Source organism: Alteribacter salitolerans, from assembly GCF_016901055.1.
In the GTDB taxonomy this organism is placed as follows: domain Bacteria; phylum Bacillota; class Bacilli; order Bacillales; family Salisediminibacteriaceae; genus Alteribacter; species Alteribacter keqinensis.
The window spans coordinates 219,530-237,347 of sequence record NZ_JAFEUX010000003.1 but is presented as its reverse complement, the minus strand read 5'-3'; the positions used below and the strand labels follow the sequence as shown (position 1 = coordinate 237,347).

At 47.4% G+C, this 17,818-nt stretch carries 14 protein-coding genes; 3 read left to right on the top strand and 11 right to left on the bottom strand.

The features are described from left to right. The first annotated feature begins 287 nt into the window (after positions 1 to 287). A complete protein-coding gene (locus tag JSY36_RS07305) occupies positions 288 to 767 on the top strand; it encodes a hypothetical protein (RefSeq protein WP_205166068.1) in 480 nt (159 codons plus the stop codon). Positions 768 to 1,211: 444 nt separating this feature from the next. Here JSY36_RS07305 and icmF read toward each other — a convergent pair whose 3' ends face one another. The 8 genes from icmF to JSY36_RS07265 form a co-directional block, all read right to left on the bottom strand. Further along, positions 1,212 to 4,469: a fused isobutyryl-CoA mutase/GTPase IcmF gene (icmF, locus tag JSY36_RS07300; RefSeq protein ID WP_205165874.1), complete on the bottom strand. Its 3,258-nt coding sequence runs from the start codon at positions 4,467 to 4,469 to the stop codon at positions 1,212 to 1,214. A 76-nt stretch (positions 4,470 to 4,545) separates the two neighbouring features. Next, positions 4,546 to 5,199 (bottom strand): TetR family transcriptional regulator, encoded by a 654-nt coding sequence (locus JSY36_RS07295; protein WP_205165873.1) that lies wholly within the window; start codon positions 5,197 to 5,199, stop codon positions 4,546 to 4,548. After that, positions 5,196 to 6,143, bottom strand: coding sequence for a methylmalonyl Co-A mutase-associated GTPase MeaB (gene meaB, locus JSY36_RS07290; RefSeq protein ID WP_205165872.1), 948 nt, complete (start codon positions 6,141 to 6,143; stop codon positions 5,196 to 5,198). The genes JSY36_RS07295 and meaB overlap by 4 nt, the downstream gene beginning before the upstream one ends. A gap of 22 nt (positions 6,144 to 6,165) precedes the next feature. Further along, a complete protein-coding gene (locus tag JSY36_RS07285) occupies positions 6,166 to 7,308 on the bottom strand; it encodes an acyl-CoA dehydrogenase (protein WP_205165871.1) in 1,143 nt (380 codons plus the stop codon). A gap of 296 nt (positions 7,309 to 7,604) precedes the next feature. Next, positions 7,605 to 8,747 (bottom strand): acyl-CoA dehydrogenase, encoded by a 1,143-nt coding sequence (locus JSY36_RS07280; RefSeq protein WP_205165870.1) that lies wholly within the window; start codon positions 8,745 to 8,747, stop codon positions 7,605 to 7,607. 16 nt (positions 8,748 to 8,763) lie between these two features. Continuing rightward, on the bottom strand, positions 8,764 to 9,615 hold the full coding sequence (locus JSY36_RS07275) for a 3-hydroxybutyryl-CoA dehydrogenase (RefSeq protein WP_205165869.1): 852 nt from the start codon (positions 9,613 to 9,615) through the stop codon (positions 8,764 to 8,766). Positions 9,616 to 10,376: 761 nt separating this feature from the next. Next, positions 10,377 to 11,555 (bottom strand): acetyl-CoA C-acetyltransferase, encoded by a 1,179-nt coding sequence (locus JSY36_RS07270; RefSeq protein ID WP_205165868.1) that lies wholly within the window; start codon positions 11,553 to 11,555, stop codon positions 10,377 to 10,379. Positions 11,556 to 11,735: 180 nt separating this feature from the next. Then, positions 11,736 to 13,841 carry a (Fe-S)-binding protein gene (locus JSY36_RS07265; protein WP_122899667.1) on the bottom strand — a complete coding sequence of 702 codons (2,106 nt, stop codon included), beginning with the start codon at positions 13,839 to 13,841 and terminating at the stop codon, positions 11,736 to 11,738. A 236-nt stretch (positions 13,842 to 14,077) separates the two neighbouring features. Here JSY36_RS07265 and cls point away from each other — a divergent pair, with 236 nt between their 5' ends. Together cls and uvsE are read left to right on the top strand one after the other, a co-directional pair. Beyond that, on the top strand, positions 14,078 to 15,289 hold the full coding sequence (gene cls, locus JSY36_RS07260) for a cardiolipin synthase (RefSeq protein WP_205165867.1): 1,212 nt from the start codon (positions 14,078 to 14,080) through the stop codon (positions 15,287 to 15,289). A gap of 20 nt (positions 15,290 to 15,309) precedes the next feature. Further along, positions 15,310 to 16,266, top strand: a complete 957-nt coding sequence (gene uvsE / locus JSY36_RS07255) for a UV DNA damage repair endonuclease UvsE (RefSeq protein ID WP_205165866.1) — start codon at positions 15,310 to 15,312, stop codon at positions 16,264 to 16,266. Positions 16,267 to 16,350: 84 nt separating this feature from the next. Here uvsE and JSY36_RS07250 read toward each other — a convergent pair whose 3' ends face one another. The 3 genes from JSY36_RS07250 to JSY36_RS07245 all read right to left on the bottom strand — a co-directional run bounded on the left by JSY36_RS07250 (position 16,351) and on the right by JSY36_RS07245 (position 17,785). Then, positions 16,351 to 17,154 carry an alpha/beta fold hydrolase gene (locus tag JSY36_RS07250; RefSeq protein ID WP_205165865.1) on the bottom strand — a complete coding sequence of 268 codons (804 nt, stop codon included), beginning with the start codon at positions 17,152 to 17,154 and terminating at the stop codon, positions 16,351 to 16,353. 163 nt (positions 17,155 to 17,317) lie between these two features. After that, positions 17,318 to 17,446 carry a hypothetical protein gene (locus tag JSY36_RS20650; protein WP_272873270.1) on the bottom strand — a complete coding sequence of 43 codons (129 nt, stop codon included), beginning with the start codon at positions 17,444 to 17,446 and terminating at the stop codon, positions 17,318 to 17,320. Between the two features lie 171 nt (positions 17,447 to 17,617). Continuing rightward, positions 17,618 to 17,785, bottom strand: coding sequence for a XapX domain-containing protein (locus JSY36_RS07245; protein WP_122899675.1), 168 nt, complete (start codon positions 17,783 to 17,785; stop codon positions 17,618 to 17,620). Between the last annotated feature and the right edge of the window lie 33 nt (positions 17,786 to 17,818).

Here is a 17,818-nt window from a genome sequence, read left to right as displayed (position 1 = left end):
TTTATACCCTTTTTACACCGTTTCATTGACATAAGCAAGCAACATTTTTTATTATAGGAGTCCGCTTCTTAAAAAAGGAGGCCGGAAGCCCCCGCTTACCGGCTGGATTTATCTGTTAGGTTTTGTTATACCCCGGTGTTGATTTTCCTCCCGTTTTGCTCCATCAACGCTTACTGACAAAAGCAATGACCTTTAACACAACGATCTTTTAAGAAGCCGGTCCTTTCCGTCAATTCCTGCTCAAAACCCCTGACGCTTTAACATTGAGCAGGAGAGGAGAAATCTCTATTTTTAATTTAGAAGACATGACATTGTTCTTTTTGTCACTATTAGTCATTCTTCCTCTGATCACAATGATTCACCAGGCTGGTCATGCTTTTTTTGCCTGGATTTTTGGAGGGAAGATTACCTTTACGATCGGTGCCGGCAAAAAATTATTTGCCCTTGGCCCTGTAGAGGTAAGACGGATTTATTTCTGGCACAGCTTTTGCCAGTACGAAAAACTGAAACACGACACAAAAATCGCTCATATACTCGTTTTTCTCGGCGGATCGTTATTTAATGCCGGGAGCATCATTCTCATAAACAGCCTGATACTGACCGGCATGTTTGAACCTCACATCTTTTTTTACCAGTTCGTCTACTTTTCAGTCTATTATATGTTCTTCGCCCTTTTCCCGGCGCGGTACTCAGAAGATCATCCGAGTGACATGATGGCTGTTTATGACCTTTTGAAATACGGAAAAAGCAAAGATCCTCTGGATTAACTTACGCACTGACCCTGTTAAACCCGGAGGTCGATTTCCGTTGCTTGAGTTTACAGACCCTCCCCCATATTAAGGAGAAACACAAATATTAAAAGTCGTAAGATGTAACATGCAGCCGGTATGTCCCTTCGGTGCCGGCGAGCCTCCTCACTTCGTTTGCGGTGTCTCTCCCAGCCCCTGCTACCGCAGGAGGACATTCCGGCTACATCGCTTCTCCAATTCAAAGTAAGGACGTGAAAGAGACACTTAGGTACTTAGGAATTCCTTTCCTACAGTAAATCGTCTCTTAAAAATACCCATTATTAAAACAAAGCTAAATACTTCATTTGATCAAGGAAGCTTACGCGGTCAAATCTCATTATAAATTCACAGAGAACTTTTATATTTCCTTTTAATAAACAAGAGCTGCCTCAGATTGAGGCAGCCCGGGTCCCTACATAACGTTTACAAGTTTCTGCGGTACTGACCGCCCACTTCATATAAAGCATTTGTAATCTGGCCGAGACTCGCATAGCGGACCGTCTCCATCAGCTCTTCAAACAGGTTGCCCCCATTCAGCGCCGTCTGCTTCAGACGGTTTAACGCTTCTTCCCCTTTTGTTCCGTTTGAATCCTGGAATTCTTTCAAATGAGTAATCTGTCCCTCTTTTTCTTCTTTCGTGGCACGGGCCAGTTCCATCTCAAACTCGTCCTCTGAAGGTGGATTCGGGTTCAGGTACGTGTTCACGCCGATGATTGGAAGGTCACCGTTATGCTTTTTCGTCTCATAAAGTAGAGATTCTTCTTGAATTTTTCCTCGCTGATACTGAGTCTCCATGGCACCGAGTACACCGCCCCGGTCATTCAGACGCTCAAGTTCCATTAACACCGCTTCTTCTACAAGATCCGTAAGTTCGTCGATAATAAACGAGCCCTGAAGAGAGTTCTCGTTTCTTGCCAGGCCGAGCTCCTTTGTAATAATCAGCTGGATCGCCATGGCACGGCGGACAGATTCCTCTGTCGGTGTTGTCACCGCTTCGTCATAGGCATTCGTATGAAGAGAATTACAGTTGTCATATATCGCAAGCAGTGCCTGAAGTGTTGTACGGATGTCGTTGAAGTCCACTTCCTGGGCGTGTAAAGAACGGCCCGATGTTTGAATGTGATACTTCAGCTTCTGGCTTCGCTCATTTGCTCCGTACTTGTTCTTCATAGCTACAGACCAGATACGCCGCGCTACACGTCCGATAACGGTGTACTCAGGATCGAGGCCGTTACTGAAGAAGAACGACAGATTCGGCGCAAAGTCGTTAATGTTCATTCCGCGGCTCAAGTAATACTCCACGTACGTAAATCCGTTAGCCAGTGTAAAGGCAAGCTGGCTGATTGGATTCGCCCCGGCTTCGGCAATATGGTAGCCGGAGATGGAGACTGAATAATAGTTACGTACTTTGTTATCGATAAAGTACTGCTGGATGTCTCCCATCATACGAAGAGCAAACTCCGTTGAAAAGATACACGTGTTCTGTCCTTGGTCTTCTTTTAAAATATCGGCCTGAACAGTACCTCGGACCGTAGAAACGGTCTTGGCTTTAATTCCCGCAGTCTCCTGATCCGTTGGAGGGCGGCCGTTTTCCTCTGCGAAGAATGCGAGCTGCTGATCGATCGCTGTATTCATAAACATGGCGAGAATAATCGGTGCCGGCCCGTTGATCGTCATGGAAACAGACGTAGACGGAGCACACAGATCAAACCCGTCATATAGCTTTTTCATATCGGTAAGGGTACAGATACTCACACCGCTCTCACCGACTTTTCCGTAAATGTCAGGACGGTATCCCGGGTCCTCTCCGTACAGCGTAACGGAGTCAAAGGCAGTGGATAAGCGCTTCGCTTCGTCGTCCTTGGATAAATAGTGGAAGCGGCGGTTGGTGCGTTCAGGAGATCCTTCTCCGGCAAACTGACGCTTCGGGTCTTCCCCTTTACGCTTGAACGGAAACACGCCTGCTGTGTAAGGAAACTTCCCCGGTACGTTTTCTTTACGGACCCAGCGGACAATCTCGCCATAGTCTTCGTATTTCGGCAGACTCACTTTTGGAATATCGAGTCCGGACAGGCTTGTTGTCTTCAGTTCCGTCACGATTTCCTTGTCACGGATTTTCGTGACGAACTCGTCTTTAGCATAGGCTTCTTTCGTACTTTCCCATGTATCCAGCGTCTCTTTTGATTGTGAATCAAGAGACTGGGAGTAGTGATCCCGAAGCTCAAGAAGGCTCGTGCGGTCAACACCTTCTGTTCCTTCTTCATCGATCGCTTCAAGGGTTCCCTCCACCTGGAACAATCGGCGGGCTTTCTTTACTTCAGCCTCTGTATCAGCATGGTATCCTCTTACTTTCTGGGCGATCTCACGGAGATAGTGGATCTGCTCAGGAGGGATAATGGCATCCTTTTCTGTCAGCTTGTCAGTTTTACCGAGGTCGGTGCCCCAGCTGCCGGCGCATTTTTTATCCAGAATGACTGCAAGCTCGTAAAATAGACGGTTCGTTCCCGGATCGTTAAACTGACTTGCAATCGTTCCGAAAACAGGCATGGTTTCCGGGTCTTCTTCAAACAGCGTATGGCTTCGCTGGTACGTCTTGCGCACTTCACGGAGGGCATCCTCCGAACCTTTTCTGTCAAATTTATTAATGGCAATCAAATCGGCAAAGTCGATCATATCGATTTTTTCAAGCTGAGAAGGCGCCCCGAACTCGCTTGTCATGACGTACATGGATACATCCGCCACGTCTGAGATGGCAGCATCTCCCTGACCGATTCCGCTCGTTTCCACAATGATCAGGTCAAAACCGGCTTTTTTCACTACACGGATGGATTCTTCAATCGCTTTTGACAGTTCCTGACGGCTGTCGCGGGTAGCAAGGCTTCTCATGTAAACACGGGGATGATGAATCGCATTCATCCGGATCCGGTCACCGAGCAGCGCTCCACCGGTCTTTTTCTTAGTCGGGTCAACACTCAGGATCGCCAGGGTTTTGTCCTCATATGCCCGTAAAAAACGTCGGACCAGTTCATCGGTTAACGAACTTTTTCCTGCGCCTCCTGTTCCGGTAATCCCAAGGACAGGGACATCGGGCAGATTCGACTGATTAACCGCTTCTTCAAAGAGTGTTTCTGCAGAGGCTGCCACTTCCCGGCTGTTGAACGCCCGTTTTTCAGCTACCGTGATCATTCGTGCAATATCTTTCGCTTCACGGTTTGTAAGCTTTTGAAGATCCACATCCGACACATCGTCCAGAGGGAAATCGCACAACTCCATCATTTCATTAATCATCCCCTGGAGGCCCATTTTCCGCCCGTCTTCCGGAGAATAGATTCGTTTGATTCCATAGTCATGAAGCTCTTTCATTTCTGCAGGGATAATAACTCCTCCCCCGCCGCCAAAAATATTTACATGGCTTACCCCTCGATCTTTAAGAGAATCGTAGAGATATTTAAAATACTCCACGTGCCCCCCCTGATAAGAAGAGATAGCTACACCCTGGACATCTTCCTGGACGATAGCGTCAGCGACCTCTTCTACGGAGCGGTTATGACCGAGATGAATGACTTCGGCACCTGTTGCCTGAAGCATCCGCCTCATAATATTAATGGAGGCGTCGTGGCCGTCAAAAAGGCCTGAAGCCGTAACAAAGCGGACCGGGTTTTTCGGTTCGTAACGTTTCATGTTGATCCTTCCTTTCTGAGAAGGCGCTTAAAAAAGTTAAAGACCGAACTTTTTTAGTGCCTTCTTCTGTGAGTAATCAGCTCAGTTCTTTTTCAACGCTGGGTGATGTCTGAAGGTTAAAGCCTTCAAGCAGTTGACGTAGCTGAAGCTTGCAGTACTGATCGATTGTGTATTCACGCTGAACCACCCAGCGCCGGAATGTCCACATATGTCCTGCAACTAAAATGTTGTGGCACGCAAGATCAAGTTCTTCTTTTGTAAGGGATAAGTACCCTTCGTCAATGGCATTTTGCAGTTCTTTTTCAAACATGGCTTTCATTTTCAATTCTTTTTGCAGCACATAATTGAGGGCTTCTCCGGAAAGGGACTTGGATTCCTGGTACATAACGAGGACCTCATCCTGCAGATCGTTCACCACACGGAAGTACGCTTCGATCACCTGTTTAAGACGCTCCAGCCCATGAAGGTTTTCATCCATGAGCTGCGCCCAGTTTTCCACTACTTCATCGTACACAGAGTCGCAGACAAGGTAGAGAATGTCTTCTTTTGAGCCGATATACTCGTAAAGCGTCCCAATACTGAAGCCCGACTTCTGGGCAACTTCACGAGTGGTTGTCTTGTGATACCCTTTTTTGTTAAATAGCTGAACCGCTGCTTTTACAATCTGATCTCTGCGTTTTTTAACCAGACGCTGATCCTTCACCATGGACGGAACTTGTTTTTTCTTCACGCCTTCCCCTCCTTGACCCCTGATTTTTCTCTGTATTGTCTGTAAACCCGGGCAGCCGTATCGTACGGGTCACCTGGTTCTTGCGAATTTTCAAGCTCGCTTCGGACAAGATCGCGGATATCCTCTGCGAATTGTTCTTTCAGTCTTCTTGTGACTTCCTCTTCAAGCTGACTGAACCTGCGCTCAGTTCCACCGCCTGACAATAAAAGCTGTTCCTTGTGAGCAGTGATTCGGGAGACAACGTCGTCCATTCCTTTTCCTTCAGTCGATACAGTCTTCAATATCGGCGGCTTCCAGTCCTTATGTTCAGCGGTTAAGTGAAGCAGATCTTCCACTTCCCCTTTTAATTGATCAACGCCCGGAAGATCGGCTTTGTTAATCACGAACACATCGGCAATTTCCATAATCCCTGCTTTAAACGCCTGAATTACGTCGCCGCCCGACGGGTAAAGAACAAGGGCAATCGTGTCGGCGATCTTCATGATGTCCAGTTCACTCTGCCCTACACCCACGGTTTCCACGATGACAATATCAAGACCGGAGGCATCCATAAGACGGATGGCATCTTTACACGCTTCGGACAGTCCCCCAAGACTCCCTCTCGTTCCCATGCTCCGGATAAAAACGCCGTCATCTTCTTCGTGGTCCCGCATGCGTACACGGTCTCCGAGAAGGGCCCCGCCTGAAAAAGGGCTGGTAGGATCAACCGCTACAATTCCGACGGTTTTCCCCTGCTTACGCCATACTTTCACCAGACCGTTCACAAGAGAGCTTTTACCGGCTCCGGGGGAACCGGTAATGCCTACGATATGGGCTTTCCCTGTATGGGGAAAGAGCATGGAGAGAAGTTCCTGTTTTTGTTCATGATTGTCTTCAACGTAGCTGATTCCTCTGGCAAGGGCACGGAGTTCTTTGTTTCTGATCCGTTCTGCTATGTTTTCCATTCTCTTTCCCCCTTTCATTCTATTAATTTGCCAGCAGCATTTTTGAAATGACGAGGCGCTGAATTTCGTTGGTACCTTCGTAAATCTGTGTAATTTTCGCATCACGCATGTAGCGCTCCACAGGGTATTCTTTAATGTACCCGTATCCTCCGAATACCTGAACCGCTTCCACTGTCACTTCCATGGCGGTATCTCCTGCGAACAGCTTCGACATCGCTGATTCTTTTCCATAGGAGATGCCCTGGCTTTCTCTCCAGGCCGCCTGATACGTGAGAAGGCGGGACGCTTCAATTTTAGTAGCCATATCGGCGAGTTTAAAGGCGATACCCTGCTGAACGCCGATTGGCTTTCCGAACTGCTTACGCTCTTTTGCATAATTGACAGACGCATCCAGAGCTCCCTGGGCAATCCCTACTGCCTGGGCTGCAATCCCGTTTCGTCCGCCGTCAAGGGTCATCATGGCAATCTTAAAGCCGTCTCCTTCATTGCCCAGCATGTTTTCTGCAGGTACACGGCACTGATCGAAAATAATTTCAAGGGTTGGAGACGAACGGATGCCAAGTTTGCTTTCCTTTTTCCCCATGGAGAAGCCAGGCGTTCCTTTTTCAACGATAAAGGCGGAGCATCCTTTGTGCTTTTTCTCTGGATCTGTGAGGGCAAAAACAACATAGATCTCTGCTTCGCCGGCATTGGTAATGAAAATTTTCGAACCGTCAATGATGTAGTCGTCCCCGTCTCGCTTTGCCACAGTTTTCATACTGGCAGCATCGCTTCCGGATCCGGGCTCTGTCAGCCCGTAGGCTCCCATCTTCTTTCCTTCGGCCATTGGACGAAGGTACTTTTGCTTTTGCTCTTCTGTTCCAAACGTATAGATCGGCCACCCTGCCAGTGAGATGTGGGCGGATAAGGTTACGCCTGTTGATCCGCAGACACGGGAAAGTTCTTCTACGGCAATGACGTAGCTTAAATAATCGGCTCCGATACCGCCGTACTCTTCCGGCCATGGAATGCCTGTCAGTCCGAGTTCTCCCATCTGGTCGAAAATGGCGCGGTCGAATCGTTCTTCCTCGTCACGTTCCGCCGCTGTCGGTCCTACTTCGTTTTCTGCAAAATCCCGGACCATCTTCCGGATCATCTGTTGTTCTTCACTGAGTAAGAAATCCATTTTTATTCCTCCATAGGTTGGGCTGTCATGCTTTCAGCCTCTTATTCTCGTTGTTCGGTTGTTTTGCTTGCTGGTAATAACTTTGTAAGGGATCGTTTTAATGCGAGGAGGTGCAAGTAAGCCTCCTCCTCATGGATCTGATGAAGCCTGCATGCACTGCGGGGTCTCGCCTGGCCCCCACTTCCCCGGGAGTCTCGGGCACTCCCGCTTCATCTGTGGGAAGGTGCTTTCGTCTTGGAATCTTGTGATGTTCTTGCATCAACACAGCTCTTTTGTCGGTTAATCAGACATAGCATTTAGTTGTTTAGTAGTGCTTTGCTGATTACGAGGTGTTGAATTTCGTTGGTTCCTTCGTAGATTTGTGTGACTTTTGCATCGCGGAAGAAACGCTCTGCCGGGTATTCTTTTACATAGCCGTATCCCCCGAGGACCTGAATCGCTTCTGTTGCCACTTTCATGGCAGTGTCAGAGGCGAACATCTTCGCCATGGATGCTTCCATTCCACAGGAGCGTCCGTGTTCTTTCAGGTTTGCTGCACGGTAGGTGAGGAGCTTGGCTGCTTCCACTTTAGTGGCCATGTCTGCAAGCTTAAAGGCGACACCTTGCTGGGAGCCGATCGAGCGGCCGAATTGCTTTCGTTCTTTAGCATAGGCTGTTGCATACTCGAGGGCCGCTTCAGCAATCCCGAGCGCCTGGGCAGCGATGCCGATCCGGCCGAAATTGAGGTTTGCCATGGCGATTTTAAAGCCCTCTCCTTCCTCACCAAGAAGGTTTTCAACAGGTACTTTGGCATCTTCAAATGAAAGGGAAGACGTGTTTGAACCGTGAAGGCCCATCTTCTTTTCCTTCGCGCCGACCGTAAATCCCGGTGTATCTTTTTCCACGATAAATGCGCTGATGCCTTTAACGCCTGCAGTCGGATCTGTCTTGGCAAAAACGATATACGTTTGGGCAGCACCTGCATTTGTAATAAACACTTTCGATCCGTTCAGAATGTAATGATCATCTTTTTTTACAGCGGTCGTCTTCATCCCGGCCGCATCACTTCCGGAGCCTGGCTCGGTTAGAGCGAAGGCACCGATATACTCACCTGATGCCAGCTTGGGTACGTATCGCTTTTTCTGTTCTTCGTTTCCAAAGTCCAGTATCGGGTTTGTTCCTACCGAAGTATGAACAGATAAGACAACGCCCAGTGTGGCGCTTACTTTTGACAGTTCATGAATCGCCAGAATGTAGGATGTAAAATCCATTCCGGCTCCGCCGTATTCTTCTTTAATAGGGATCCCCATAAGTCCTAGGCTTCCCATTTCCTTAACGATCTCAGCAGGAAATTCGTCGGTCTCTTCCATTCGCTGTACTGCTTTGCTTACTTTCTCCTCTGCAAACTGGCGGACCATCTTCCGCATCATTTCCTGTTCTTCGTTCCATCTCAGTTCCATGGTGCTTCACGCCTCTCTAGCTGTATTCGTAAAAACCCCGACCTGTTTTCTTGCCGAGCCAGCCGGCTTTTACGTATTTACGGAGAAGCGGGCACGGCCGGTATTTGTCATCGCCGAATCCTTCGTGAAGGGTTTCCATAATGTACAGGCATGTATCAAGGCCGATGAAATCTGCAAGCGTGAGCGGGCCCATTGGATGGTTCATTCCGAGCTTCATCACTTCGTCCACGTCGTTTGGTGATGCCACACCTTCATATACCGTATAAATGGCTTCGTTGATCATCGGCATAAGAATGCGGTTTGATACAAAGCCAGGGAAATCCTGAACTTCAACTGGTGTTTTCTTCAAGTTTTCGGACATGGTCCGGATTGCATCATAAACTTCCTGGTCTGTAGCGAGTCCACGGATAATTTCAACAAGCTTCATGACCGGTACCGGATTCATAAAATGCATGCCGATCACTTTCGATGGACGGTTCGTTTCCGCTCCGATTTCTGTAATCGGAAGAGAGGACGTATTTGTGGCGAGAATCGTATGTTCCGGGCATATGGCGTCTAGTTGCTTGAACACATTCTTTTTTACTTCCATGTTTTCTACTGCAGCTTCAATAACAAGATCCACGTCAGAAGCATTGTTTAAGTCTGTGGACAGATGTACCTGACGGAGGAACCGGTCCATGTCTGCTTCTGAAATCCGTTCTTTTTTGACTTGCTTTTCAAGCTGTTTTTTTATTCCTTCAATACCTTTTTGGACGAATTCTTCCTTCAGGTCGTGAAGAATGACTTCGTAGCCGTTCATGGCACATACCTGGGCAATTCCTGAGCCCATTTGTCCTGCACCTACGACCATTACGCGTTTTATATCCATGGGGTTTAACGACTCCTTTTGACAGTGTTTTGACTTACCGCCTAGTTGGCTTTGGAAGGATGCTATAGTCCTTTATTTAAATTCAGCTTCGTTGAACGGAATATGCTCCCTTTCCGCGGGCGGTTCAGGAGCCTCCTCAGCGCTGCGCGCTTGCGGGGTCTCCCCGGAACTCGCTTTTCCCGCAGGAGTGTCGCATATATCCGTTCAACTGCGCATTACTTTGACAAGAGGATAAAGATACCTCGGCCGAATAGTCAGCCTCCTTTGTTTATCTTCTCTTTAATCAGGACACTTGAGATAAAGGCTGCGTGCCTTTCGCTTTACGCGGTGGTACTGGCACTTCGGCTTCATCACCTTTTTTTACAAAATCCAAAGCAGGCATGCTGTCTATTTTCGGTATGGTTATCCTTGTACTCTTATTCCTCAGCGCATTGTGCGGAGTGGAACGGAATACGCGACACTCCTGCGGAAGTGCGAGAAAGGCGAGACCCCACAGGGGCAGAGCCCCGAGGAGGCTCGGCGCGAGTCCGCGGAAAGGGAGCGTATTCCATTCAACGAAGCTTAGAATGGCGATGAGTAGTTGAGAGTCCCAAAAAATACCAGGGTGAACTATTTAAAAGGTTTTTCCTTTGTGGGATTTAAGCAAGTTTTCAGTAATATCGTTGCTGCTTCCATCCCCTTCAATCTCCCCGGTGGTGACGCGCATTCCTGCTGCATCGTCTTTTATACAAGACCAATCGTCATCTTTACATGCAGGTTTATTACACTTGGATCATGATGGCGTCGCCCTGTCCTCCGCCGCTGCAGATGGAGGCAATACCGATTCCGCCGCCTCTTCTTTTAAGTTCATAGGCAAGGGTAAGGATGACTCGGGTTCCGCTTGCACCGATTGGGTGACCGAGTGCTACTGCTCCGCCGTTTACGTTTACTTTTTCAGGATCGAGATCTGCAATTTTTCCGCTTGCAAGTGACACGGCTGCGAAAGCTTCGTTCACTTCAAACAGATCGATATCGCTTAAGGATTTTCCTGTTTTCTCAAGAAGTTTGTTAATGACAAGACCCGGTGTTTTTGGGAAGTTTTCCGGCTCTACTGCAAGCTGTGTATGCCCGATAATTGTTGCAAGCGGCTCAAGACCCCGCTCTTTTGCTTTTGCTTCGTCCATAACGACCAATGCTGCGGCTCCGTCGTTTACACCAGGAGCATTTCCTGCTGTAATCGTCCCGTCTGCACCAAATACAGGCTTTAGTTTCGCAAGCTTTTCAACAGACGTATCTGCCCGTGGAGATTCGTCGTCTTTTACAACGAGAGGATCCCCTTTTCGCTGCGGTACTTCCACCGGCACGATCTCGTCAGCGAACTTTCCTGCGCTGATGGCATCAGTCGCTCTCTGATGACTTCTGTAGGACCACTCATCCTGCACTTTACGGGTAAGTTCATATTCGCTCGCTGTTTTGTTTCCGTAGGTACCCATGTGAACACCGGTGAACGTACAAGTCAGTCCGTCATGAATCATCATGTCTTCAAATTTCGTTGGTCCCATTTTGACGCCGAATCTGGCATTTTTCACAAAATACGGTGCATTACTCATAGATTCCATCCCGCCGGCCACAACCGTATCGTGTTCGCCGGAACGAATTAATACATCAGCTAATGTGACACTTCTCATACCGGATGCGCAGACTTTATTGATGGTTTCTGTTTCCGTCTCCCAAGGAAGGCCTGCATGGTGCAGTGCCTGTCGTGATGGAAGCTGCCCCTGTCCGCCCTGCAGCACTGTCCCCATAATGACGTGCTGAACATCACCTGTGTCTACGTTTCCTCGTTTCAAAGCTTCAGAGATTGCTTTTCCCCCAAGTTCCGATGCTGTGAATCCTGAAAGTTTTCCGCCCAGTTTCCCAACCGGTGTTCTGGCTCCGCTAACAATGACCGTTTTTCCCATTTGATTATTCCTCCTTTAAATTTGAACAATATGATTGAACGCTCGCTCAGACCAATTACATGACAAAGAATAAAGCGCTTTCAAAAAGGCTCCCAAAAAAATGCTGTAACACCCGGAGAGAAGGAATGATCCTCCCTCCTCCCGGATGTGATTTACTTTTTCATCACTTTACTTACTTCTTTATACAGTGACAGATTCCTTTTTTGTTTCCAAAGATTTTTCTAAAATTTCTACAATATCCATTGTTTTCACGGACTCTTCTACTTCTTTCGATTTCGTACCGTCACTGAGCATGGTCAGACAGTAAGGACACGCACTGCCGATGACCGATGGGCTCACAGCAAGTGCCTGTTCGGTACGGGCTTCATTTACACGGGTTCCAGTATCTTCTTCCATCCACATCATTCCTCCGCCGGCCCCACAGCACATACCGTTTTCACGGTTACGTTCCATTTCCACGACCTGGACGCCGGGGATCGCTTTCAGGATTTCACGCGGCGGATTATATACATCATTGTAGCGGCCGAGGTAACAGGAGTCGTGATATGTGATGACTTCATTCACTTCTTTTGCCGGCTTCAGACGTCCGTCACGGACAAGTTCGTAAAGAAGCTCGGTGTGGTGATACACTTCTGCTTCCAAACCGAAGTCTGGGTATTCGTTTTTCAGCGTGTTGTATGCGTGAGGGTCGAACGTGACAATTTTCTTCACGTCGTTTTTCTCGAATTCCGCAATATTCGCTGTGGCAAGCTCCTGGAACAGGAACTCGTTTCCGATACGGCGAGGAGTATCACCGGAGTTCTTTTCCTTGTTTCCTAGAATAGCAAATTTAACGCCCGCTTCATTCATCACTTTAGCAAAAGACTGGGCAATTTTCTGGCTTCTGTTATCATATGAGCCCATTGAGCCTACAAAGAAGAGATATTCGAATTCTTCTCCCGCTTTTTTCAGTTCTTTTACCGTAGGTGCGTAAATATCGTCCCGGCCGTCACGCCATTTCTCACGCTCTTTACGGTTGATCCCCCACGGGTTGCCCTGGCGCTCAATGTTTGTAATGGCCCGCTGTGCTTCAGGGTCCATTTTTCCTTCAGTTAAAACGAGGTAGCGTCGCATGTCGATAATTTTATCCACGTGCTCGTTGGCTACCGGGCACTGATCTTCACAGTTCCTGCAGGTAGTACAAGCCCACAGCTCTTCTTCTGTAATGACGTCACCGATAAGGCTTACGTCATAAGCTTCAGAAGCAGCTGCTGCTTCCTGCCCGGCTGCTCCGGCAGCCGCCAGCTGATTGGCACGGGTATTATCAAAGGCGTACGTCGGCATCCACGGTTTGCGTGACGTGACAGCTGCGCCTTTTTCCGTTAAATGATCACGCATTTTTACGATCAGGTCCATCGGAGACAGCATCTTCCCTGTTCCCGTTGCCGGACACATATTCGTACAGCGTCCGCATTCCACGCAGGCGTAAAGATCAAGAAGCTGCTTCTGGTCAAACTCTTCGATCTGGTTTTTACCAAACTTCTCTGCATCTTCATCTTCAAAATTGATTGGTTTCAGCTGACCTGTTTTATGTGTTGGTCCTAAGTATACGTTTGCCGGTCCTGCAATTAAGTGAGCGTGCTTCCCTTGTGGAATGTACACAAGGAAGACGAGCAGGAATAACAGGTGTGCCCACCAGAATACGAAGAACAGGGCACCTGCTGCAGTTGTACCGATCGGCGAAAGAACAGTTGCAATTCCAGTCGCAATCGGCTCAGCCCAGGTTGCTGATTTTCCGAGCCAGATCATTTCCGTTCCTTTGGCGAACAGCTTGGAAATCATTAAGCCGCCGATGAAAATGAGAACAAGCCCCGCTTTGGCATTTTGCTTAAGGCGGACAAGCTTTTCAACGTAGCGCCGGTGGAATGCCCAGACAACGGCTACAAGGATCATTAAGACAACAATTTCCTGGAAGAACGTAAAGAACGGATATACCGGTCCCAAAGGCAGGTGTGAGCCAATGGCAAGACCTTTCCAGATCAGGTCAATGGCACTGAACTGCACGAGTAAAAAGCCATAGAAAAACATAAGGTGAATAATACCGCTCTTCTTATCCTTCAGCAGCTTTTCCTGACCGAATACCTGCTTAAAGAACACATCTTTCCGTTCTTTTACCGAACGGGTAAACTCCGCTTTTTGACCAAGCTTGATGTATTCGATTCTTGTTTTGACCAGTGTCGCAAACAAATAAAGCGCGTAACCGGTTACAAGAATGAACATCAGCCAGTTGATGAGGATTGGATCCATGATGTAGACAGCCCCTTTCAGACATTTTTCTCCCGCCTGGAAAAATCGGAAGAAAAACCCTTTTCAGAAAATAGAATGAATTTTGTTTTTAATTATACCACAACGAATAGTGAATGAGTATTCATTCATGGTCATTTTTTTATCCGGATGGATTGATTTTCACTTGAAGAGGGAAACTAGAAGAAGTGTCAGCAGCTTGATGCGGCGCAAGATCCCACACGTAAGGAGGTCCGAATATGGCAATCCTGAATATTCTTCTAATCATTATTCTTGTTCTCTTAGCCGTTATCCTTTTATTTATTATCGATTTTAATATTGCACGCTACATTCACCATAAAAATATTCCACCCTATCAGGAGCCTCCCTTCAGAAAAAGCGATGTTGAATTTTTTGCAAGAGGTGACAAACTCTTTGATCATCTTTTTGGAGAGATTGAGCAGGCGGAGCAGCATATTCATATGCTCTTTTATATTTTCAGGGAAGATGACATCAGTAAAAAGATGCTTGAAAAGCTGAAAAGTAAAGCAAAGGCCGGTGTAGAGGTCAGGCTTATGGTGGATTTCATGGGAATAAGAGTCTCAAGGAAAGGGAGAAAAGCGTTAGAGCAAGCCGGTGTACAGCTTACCATTACAAATAAACCAAAGCTTCCTTTTCTGTTTTACAGTGCCAACCAGCGTAATCACCGCAAAATTACTGTGATTGATGGGCGGATTGGCTATATCGGGGGTTATAACGTGGGTGATGAGTATCTGGGGCGTGACCCGGAATTCGGCCCCTGGCGTGATTATCACCTGGCAGTTAAAGGAGAAGGTGTCATCGACCTGCAGAAGCAGTTCCTTATTGACTGGAAAAGCGGGTCTTCGGAGGATCTTGTTCACGAAGACCGTTTCTACCCTCCCCAGCACGAAGGGAAAAAACAAATTCAGATCTTCCCATCAGACGGGGCTCATGTGGAAGAGCTTGCTCTTACACTGATTTCCAAAGCCAAGCGGTCGTTAATTATCGGCAGCCCTTATTTTGTTCCGGGTAAAAAGGTAAAAGACGCACTCATCCAAGCGGCCAAGCGCGGAGTGGACATTCGGGTGCTTATGCCCAAAAACCCTGATCACCCTCTCGTGATCCATGCTGCCTACCCTTACTTCCGCCCTCTTATTGAAGCAGGTGTGGAAATACACCTTTACTTTCAGGGCTTTTATCATTCAAAAGCCATCATTGTAGACGACAATATCTGTGACATCGGAACGGCCAATTTTGATAAACGGAGTTTCTACCTGAACAATGAAGTGAACTGTCTGATTTATAACGAAAGCTGGATTGAACAGGTGATGGAACAGGTAAAAGAAGATCTGAACCGCAGCGACCGGGTAACGATTGAACAGTTAAACAAACGGTCATTGCTGAAAAGAAGTAAAGAAGCACTGGCTTCAGCCATTGGTCCTTTAATGTAGCCGGAAGAAGGAGGTTTTTCATGATCATTCGGTTTGGTTTTGTCTCACATGCCCTTTCGTTATGGAATGCTTCCCCTGCTCATACAACAACATGGGCACATGCTAAAAGACTGTCTAAAGCAGACCGCATTGAAAAACTCCATCAGATCACCGCTAGGAACATCGCTCACACAAAGCGTGCAGTCCATTACTGCATGGCCCACGAAATTGAACTGTTCCGGTTTTCCTCATCAATGGTCCCTCTCGCCACCCACCCCGAAGCTGCGTGGGATTATGTAACGCCATTCAAGAAAAAATGGGCAGAGATTGGTGAACTCGTGAGGAATCATGGCATCCGGACAAGTTTTCACCCAAATCAGTTTACCCTCTTCACGTCTGAAAAACAGGACGTCACTGATAGGGCTGTTGAGGATCTCACCTACCACCATAAGATGGCTGAGGCTATGGGTCTTCAGGAGTGCCGGTTCGTTCTCCATGTAGGAGGTACATACGGGGATAAAAAAACGGCAGTCAGGCGTTTCACAAAAAACATAAACGACATTCCGTCCCACTTGAAAAACAGGCTTATGATTGAAAATGACGACAAATCCTATCACACAAACGATGTGCTTCTTATCTGCAAAAAGGAAAGCCTCCCTCTTGTCTTTGACTACCATCACCATGTTGTTTACCCGGGGGCAGAGCCTTTGGAGGAAACGTTGCCTAAAGTTTTGGAGACGTGGGAAGCAACCGGGCTCAGACCCAAAGTTCATCTTTCTTCTCCTAAGGACGGCGAGCGGTCCCGTTCACACGCCGAAGGACTTGATACCTCGTTTGTGAGACCGTTTCTTGAAACGATGCGCCAGTTTGATACGGACTTCGACGTCATGATTGAAGCCAAGCAGAAAGACAAGGCTCTTCTCGCCTTTATGGAAGACATATCGAAAGTGCGCGGCGTAAAACGAACGTCAGGTGCATCTATTGAGTATAAAAAATAGTTGTCTGTGTGGGGACCAACAGATGAAGTATGTAAAAAGCGCTCAGGAAACAATGATGCCCTGGGCGCTTTTGTCATGCTTTCTTTATTGTTGTACGCGCTTTTTCCGTTCATTCTTAATCGATTTAACAATAAACTCATGGAGAACGTGGTTCAGTACTTTTGAATGCTTTGTAGGCAGCTGGTGGGTCGCTTTCCCGATAAAAATAACATCGCAAGGGACCTTAAGCTTCTTCTGGAAAATAAACCGGTAATGATGTACGTAGTAGTCCCACTGACCATAGACGAGAAGGACCGGACAGGTGATGTGATGCAGCCTGTCTGTTGACTTATAGTGGAGCCCCAGTTCGTAAAGATCTGCCAGTAAGGAAGGTGATGTGCGGCGTACATATTCCGCCAGTTCTTTTCTTTTCCCGCCTTTTTCGTGAGCAGCTGCAAGAACTTCTGATATGGTCCGCATCTTTTTCAGCCGTGCTGCCACTATGCCTGAACGGAATTCATTTCGCAGCAGGAAGCTGTTTACTTCGGAAAAACCTCCGAGGAGAATCATTCCTCTTGTTCTCTCGGGATAGCGGATACAGAATTCCTGAACGATGGACCCTCCATTTGAATAGCCGCAGATAAATGTCCGGCGGATACCGGCGTGGTCGAGAACCCTTCTTATATCATCTGCCAGAAGCTCCATGGACAAAGGCGTGTCATCAAGTCCGCTTCGTCCGTTCCCTCTTATATCAATAACCAAAATGGTATGAGAATCCACCAGTGCTTCAGTCTGATTGCGGAATGTCACATGCCCCATGCTGGGTGGATGAATAAATAAAATGGACGGACCACGCCCCTTTATTTCATAGTAAATACCCGCCTGATCCCGATCACATGTCCACGGCATCCAATCCACCACCCTCGTTAATAATCACTCTTATAGTGTCTCATTTCAGAGTGTATTATTAATATGTTTATAAATTTACTCTGTTGAACTCTGGTGTTGATTTCCGCTCAATTGCTCTTCCTTTCCGAGGGGTGCCGGTGAGCCTCCTGGTCCTGCTGGAGTGTCACGCATCCGCTGCAATTAACTGTTCAAAAAATAAACAATGATCTTCTCGAGGGGGGGCGTTTTGCCGGTTTAAGCAGTTGTTCATCACCTTCGTCGAGTTGTTCATCGAGTTTGTTCTTTTATTCATCGACTTGGCTCCTTTTACGGATATTCGTCTGTCGAGTGTCCACACGACATGGACTGTCCTCCCTTTGCGAACATATCGATCATTTTTGAAGATATATCTGCCATTTATCACTCCATATATATAAAAACAGGCTGAACAGAGAAGCAGCTGCCTCTTTGTCCACCCTGTTTTCTATGCGAAATAACCTGATACGAAGCTGAACAGCTTGTAGCCGAGGTAAATCCCGAAAATCCCTACGATTCCTGCTATAGCCGGCGGTGCCGGGATTGGAAGCTTGATAAGTGCAAAAACAAACCCTACTACAAGGCCTGCAATTAAAGCCATGAATATCTCCTGCATGCGGTTCACCCTTTTCAACACAATTTTATCTTA